The following is a 5411-nucleotide window of genomic DNA, read 5'->3' on the forward strand; positions in this document are numbered from 1 at the left end:
AGCCACTGCGGGTCGAGCGGGTCGGCGGCGTAGGAGGCCACCAAGTTCAGCATCTCCCCGGCCCGGGCCGCGGGATAGCCGCCGCCGCCCTGCAGCATCACGCCGATGCGTGGCCGCAGCCGCGCGTTGTCGGCGATCGGATCGAGCCCGAGCACTTCGACAGTGCCGGTATCGGGGCGGAGGAATCCTTCGCACATTTCGACGGTCGTGGTCTTGCCGGCGCCGTTGGGGCCGAGCAGCGCCAGCACCTCGGCGGTGTGCACGTCGAGGTCGAGGTGGGAGACCGCGGTGGTCGAGCCGTACTGCTTGCACACCCCGCGCAGCCGCACGGGGGGATCAGAAGCGGTGCTCACGACGATTTAGCGTAGGCGTCCGGCAGCGGGTCGGGCTGCGGGGCCCGTCCGTCGGGCGTGGTATCCCGATTGGCGGCATCGCGGGCGGGCTCGTCGTCGGGCAACGACCGCCACGGCAGGCGGTCATAGGTGACGAAGATCAGCATGGCCACGATGACGGTGCTGGCCAGGGTGGCGTCCACAATCTGGAACAGCGCGAACCGGTCACCGTTGGCCGTGGGACCGAACACCCCGACGGCCATGGTCACGATGATCACCGCGATGCGGAAACCGGGCCGCGTTGCCCACGCCGCGAGCGGGACGATCGCCCACAGCAGATACCACGGCTGTACCACCGGAAACAGCAGGACACACCCGCCCAGCGCGACTCCGAGCCCCCCGACCGGGTGCAATCGGCCGCGCAACACGGCGAGCAGCAGCCAGGCGACCAACACCGCGATGATCAACACGCCGATGCCGCGGGTCAGCGACAGCACAGCGGTGGTGTGATCGCCCAGGCCCAGCAGGATGCCCACCTGCCCGGTGCCCAGCGCGATCAAGGTCGGCGGAGACATCCAACTGCGCACCACGTTCGCTGTGCCCAACGTGAAGACCCAGCCAAAACCGAGTCGGCTCGCCGATCCCACGGCCGCCATCACGGCCAGCGACAACGCGGCCATCAGTGCGCCCGTCAGGAAAAACGCCTTGATTCTGCCGCCGTAGCGCTGGGCCAGTGCCATCGTGACGAAGCCCAGGGCCAGCAGCGACGGGAGCTTGATCTGCGACGACAGCACAATCAGGACTGACCCGGTCAGCAACATGCCCAGCGGTGCCCAGTCCGCCCAATGACCGCTGGCCCGCGGCCACGGTCGGGGCCAGAGTGGACGCGTCGAGTCGACACCGCGCAGCGCGAATTCGGTTCCGGTGAGCATCAGCCCCAACATCGGAGCCTCATTGTGGATACCTGCGACCAGATGCATGATCAGCAACGGGTTGGCGGCCCCGAGCCACAGCGCGCTGACTTCGGCCACTCCGCAGCGGCGGGCCAATCGCGGCGTCGCCCAGACGATCAGAGCTACCCCGAGCAGGACGACCAGCCGGTGGCAGAGCACCGCTGCGACGATGTTTTCGCCGGTCAGCGCCGAGATTCCGCGGCCGATCCACAAGAACAGCGGACCGTAGGGGGCCGGGGTCTCGCGCCATAGGCTCGGCACCGACAACGTGAAGACATGATCGAGGCCCAGCCCGGTCGCCGGGCCCACCCGGTACGGGTCGAGTCCCAGCCGGCAGATCTGGCTCTGCGCCAGGTACGAGTAGACGTCTTTGCTGTACATCGGAGGTGCGATCAGCAGCGGCAGTGCCCATAACAGCAGCGTGCGGTCCAACTCGCCGCGGGACATCTTCCGCTTGCCCAGCGCAAAGCGGCCGAGCATCAGCCAAGCCAGCGCCATCATCACGGCACCGGTGGTGGTCATCGTCAGCGACACCGTCTGGATCCGCGACGGCAGGTTGAGCAGCCGAACCCCGAACGTCGGGTCTTGGACGACCGGCCGCGCCCCGGCGCCGAGAGCGCCGATGCCCATCAAGACCGTTCCGGTGGCGCCGAACACCCGGGTGCGACGGAGCGCGCGTTCCTCGGTGTCGTTGAGCGGCGGGCCGACCGCCAGCTCATCGCCGTGCAGGCTGGCGATCGACGAGCTAAGCGAGTGGAGGCGGTCCGCCATCACAGCAGCGTAACCGGCACCTCGGCCCGGCCGAACTGGGCAGGTGTGACCAGCGCAACCTCGGCGCAGGGTAGCCTTGCTGGACTCGTCCCCGGAATTGCGTAACATTGGTGTTGTGAAATTCTCGCAATCCGTCCAAAGTGTTGAAGCGGCCGCTGCGGCTGCGACGCACGACGGTCAGACCCGCAGCGCCGTCATCCGGCTGCTGTTGGAGTCGGGGTCTATCACCGCCGGGCAGATCGGTGAGCGGCTGGGTTTGTCCACCGCCGGGGTCCGGCGCCACCTCGATGTGCTGATCGACATGGGCGAAGCCGAGTCGGCACCCGCGGCGCCCTGGCAGCAAGCCGGACGGGGACGGCCCGCCAAGCGGTACCGGCTGACCGCGACCGGCCGCGCGAAGCTAGACCACAGCTACGACGACCTGGCGTCCGCCGCGATGCGTCAACTGCGGGAGATCGGCGGCGAAGAGGCGGTCCGCGATTTCGCGCGGCAGCGCATCGACATGATCCTGTCCGGTGTCGAGGCGGCCGATTCGGGCGCCGACGAAGAGATCGAGGCCACCGCGGAGCGAATCGCCGGAGCCTTGTCCAAGGCCGGTTACGTCGCGACCACCACGCAGGTGGGCGGTCCGATCCACGGTGTGCAGATCTGCCAGCATCACTGTCCGGTGTCGCACGTCGCCGAGGAATTCCCGGAGCTGTGCGAAACCGAGCAGCAGGCGATCGCCGAGGTGCTGGGCACCCACGTGCAGCGGCTGGCGACAATCGTCAACGGCGATTGCGCCTGCACCACCCACGTTCCGCTCGCCGCGGGCCAACCCAGCCCGGCCACACCGACTGAACTTCGGCGCACAGCCCGCGCCGAAGCCACCACGAGCACCCAAGGAGTGTCGCTGTGACTCTCACCCCGGAAGTCGCCAAGACGGCTGTGCCCGCCGAGACCCTGAAGAAGGACACCCTGACTCAGGACACCCTGACTCAAGAGGAGACGATTGCCTCGCTGGGCCGCTACGGCTACGGCTGGTCGGACTCCGACGTGGCCGGCGCCAGCGCCCAGCGCGGGCTGTCCGAAGCAGTGGTGCGCGACATCTCGGCCAAGAAGAGCGAGCCGCAGTGGATGCTGGAGCACCGCCTGAAGGCGCTGCGCATCTTCGAACGCAAGCCGATGCCCAATTGGGGATCCGACCTCGAGGGCATCCACTTCGACAACATCAAGTACTTTGTGCGCTCCAGCGAGAAACAGGCCGCAACGTGGGACGACCTGCCCGCGGACATCAAGAACACCTACGACAGGCTGGGCATCCCCGAAGCCGAGAAGCAGCGACTGGTCTCCGGTGTCGCCGCCCAGTACGAATGCTTGGCCGGTGACACGTTGGTGTGGACGGCTAACCGGGGCCAAGTCCCGATCAAGGAGATCGACTTCGGCGATCGCGTTTTTGCCTATGACGAGGCCGCCGAGCAATTCGTAGTTGCGCCGGTCAAGGCGTCCGCTCAGACCGACACCCGGTTGACCTACGAGGTGAAGACGACGCGGCGGACGGTCCGCGCGACCGACAACCACCCGATGCTGGTGTTGCGTGACGAGCGCAAGGACGGCAGTCAGCGCGCCAGGTACGCCCGGCGCTGGGTCACCGTAGGAGAGCTGAAGCCCGGCGACTTCATCGGGGTGCCACGAACCGTTCCCAGCTTCGGTGCGGCGGCCAACCTCCCGAGCGTTGCCGGTTTGACAACTCCGGCAATGAGTTCGGTCGATCTGATGTGGCTGCTGGGGCTTTACATCGGCGACGGCAATCTGCATCTGTCGACGAGGACTTATCGAGTTCAGTTCGCTATTCCTGAGAGCGACGTCGAGCTGCGGGCCGAGTTGACCCGCGTCGTGAAAGACCTGTTCGGGCTGCGTTGCATCGAGGCCGACAAGTACCGCGTGGTCGTCAATTCCAAAGCGCTCACGGAGTGGATCGTCGAGTTGGGCTTTGCGGGCCTGTCGCTGACCAAGCGGGTGCCTGACTGGGTTTACGGATTACCGCGTGATCAGCGGTTGGCCTTCCTCGGCGGCTGGGTCGACGCCGACGGATACGTCGGGCCGGCCAGCGGCGGTTCGGTCTTGTTGACCTGTGCCAACGAGGCGTTGCTGGGACAGGCCCGTGAACTGGCCGAGTTGTCCGGCCTCCGAGCGGGCGGGCCATGGTCGTTCACGCAGCCCTATCGGCACGCTCCGGAGCGTATGCAGATCGCTTGGCGGCTCGGCATTTCCGGTGACTTCGAGCGGCTCGGGTGCCGCAACCCGAAGCGGACTGGTCGATTCGGTCGCCGTCGCTACATGCATTCGTCCCATGGTGCGCATGGAACGACGATCCGGGCGCACACCAACGAATGGCTCGGCTTCGAGCGGGTCAAATCGATCGAACCCTACGCGGTGGAGCCGGTCTACGACATCGAGGTCGACGGCCCACACAACTTCGTGGCCGAGGGCCTCGTCGTGCACAACTCAGAGGTGGTTTACCACTCGATCCGCGAGGACCTCGAGGCCCAGGGCGTGATCTTCCAAGACACCGACACCGCCCTGCGGGAGCACCCCGAGCTTTTCCAGCAGTACTTCGGCACGGTGATCCCGGCCGGCGACAACAAGTTCTCGGCGCTGAATTCCGCGGTGTGGAGCGGTGGTTCGTTCATCTACGTGCCTAAGGGCGTGCACGTCGACATCCCGCTGCAGGCCTACTTCCGGATCAACACCGAGAACATGGGCCAGTTCGAGCGAACGCTGATCATCGTCGACGAGGGCGCCTACGTGCACTACGTCGAGGGGTGTACCGCACCGATCTACAAGAGCGACTCGCTGCATTCCGCGGTCGTGGAGATCATCGTGAAGCCCGGCGGCCGTTGCCGTTACACGACCATCCAGAACTGGTCGAACAACGTCTACAACCTGGTCACCAAGCGGGCCCGGGCCGAGGCCGGTGCCACCATGGAGTGGGTCGACGGCAACATCGGGTCCAAGGTCACGATGAAGTACCCGGCGGTCTGGATGACCGGCGAGTACGCCAAAGGCGAGGTGCTCTCGGTGGCGTTCGCCGGCGAGGGCCAGCACCAGGACACCGGTGCCAAGATGTTGCACCTGGCGCCCAACACGTCGAGCAACATCGTGTCCAAGTCGGTGGCGCGCGGCGGTGGTCGTGCCTCTTACCGTGGGCTGGTCCAGGTGAACAAGGGTGCGTACGGATCACGGTCCAGCGTGAAATGTGATGCGCTGCTGGTGGATACGATCAGCCGCAGCGACACCTATCCCTACGTCGACATCCGCGAGGACGACGTCACGATGGGCCACGAAGCGACCGTGTCCAAGGTCAGCGACAACC

Annotated in this window: 4 protein-coding genes; 2 read left to right on the forward strand and 2 right to left on the reverse strand. The window is 66.4% G+C overall.

The features are described from left to right. Positions 1 to 353, reverse strand: a 353-nt coding sequence (locus AC2VOU_RS10810; protein ID WP_486957376.1) for an ATP-binding cassette domain-containing protein, incomplete at its 3' end; no start/stop codon positions are given. Beyond that, positions 350 to 2056: a polyprenol phosphomannose-dependent alpha 1,6 mannosyltransferase MptB gene (gene mptB / locus AC2VOU_RS10815; protein WP_486957377.1), complete on the reverse strand. Its 1707-nt coding sequence runs from the start codon at positions 2054 to 2056 to the stop codon at positions 350 to 352. The genes AC2VOU_RS10810 and mptB, both read right to left, overlap by 4 nt. Before the next feature lie 76 nt (positions 2057 to 2132). Here mptB and AC2VOU_RS10820 point away from each other — a divergent pair, with 76 nt between their 5' ends. Continuing rightward, on the forward strand, positions 2133 to 2954 hold the full coding sequence (locus AC2VOU_RS10820; RefSeq protein WP_486957378.1) for a helix-turn-helix transcriptional regulator: 822 nt from the start codon (positions 2133 to 2135) through the stop codon (positions 2952 to 2954). Then, positions 2951 to 5411, forward strand: a 2461-nt coding sequence (gene sufB / locus AC2VOU_RS10825) for a Fe-S cluster assembly protein SufB (RefSeq protein ID WP_486957379.1), incomplete at its 3' end; no start/stop codon positions are given. The genes AC2VOU_RS10820 and sufB, both read left to right, overlap by 4 nt.

This window comes from Mycobacterium sp. TH-M25, from assembly GCF_057473665.1.

What these genes read in the sequence shown, in the direction of transcription:
- mptB (WP_486957377.1), bottom strand. Translation starts at nt 2,056, where the DNA reads ATGGCGGACCGCCTCCACTCGCTTAGCTCGTCGATCGCCAGCCTGCAC.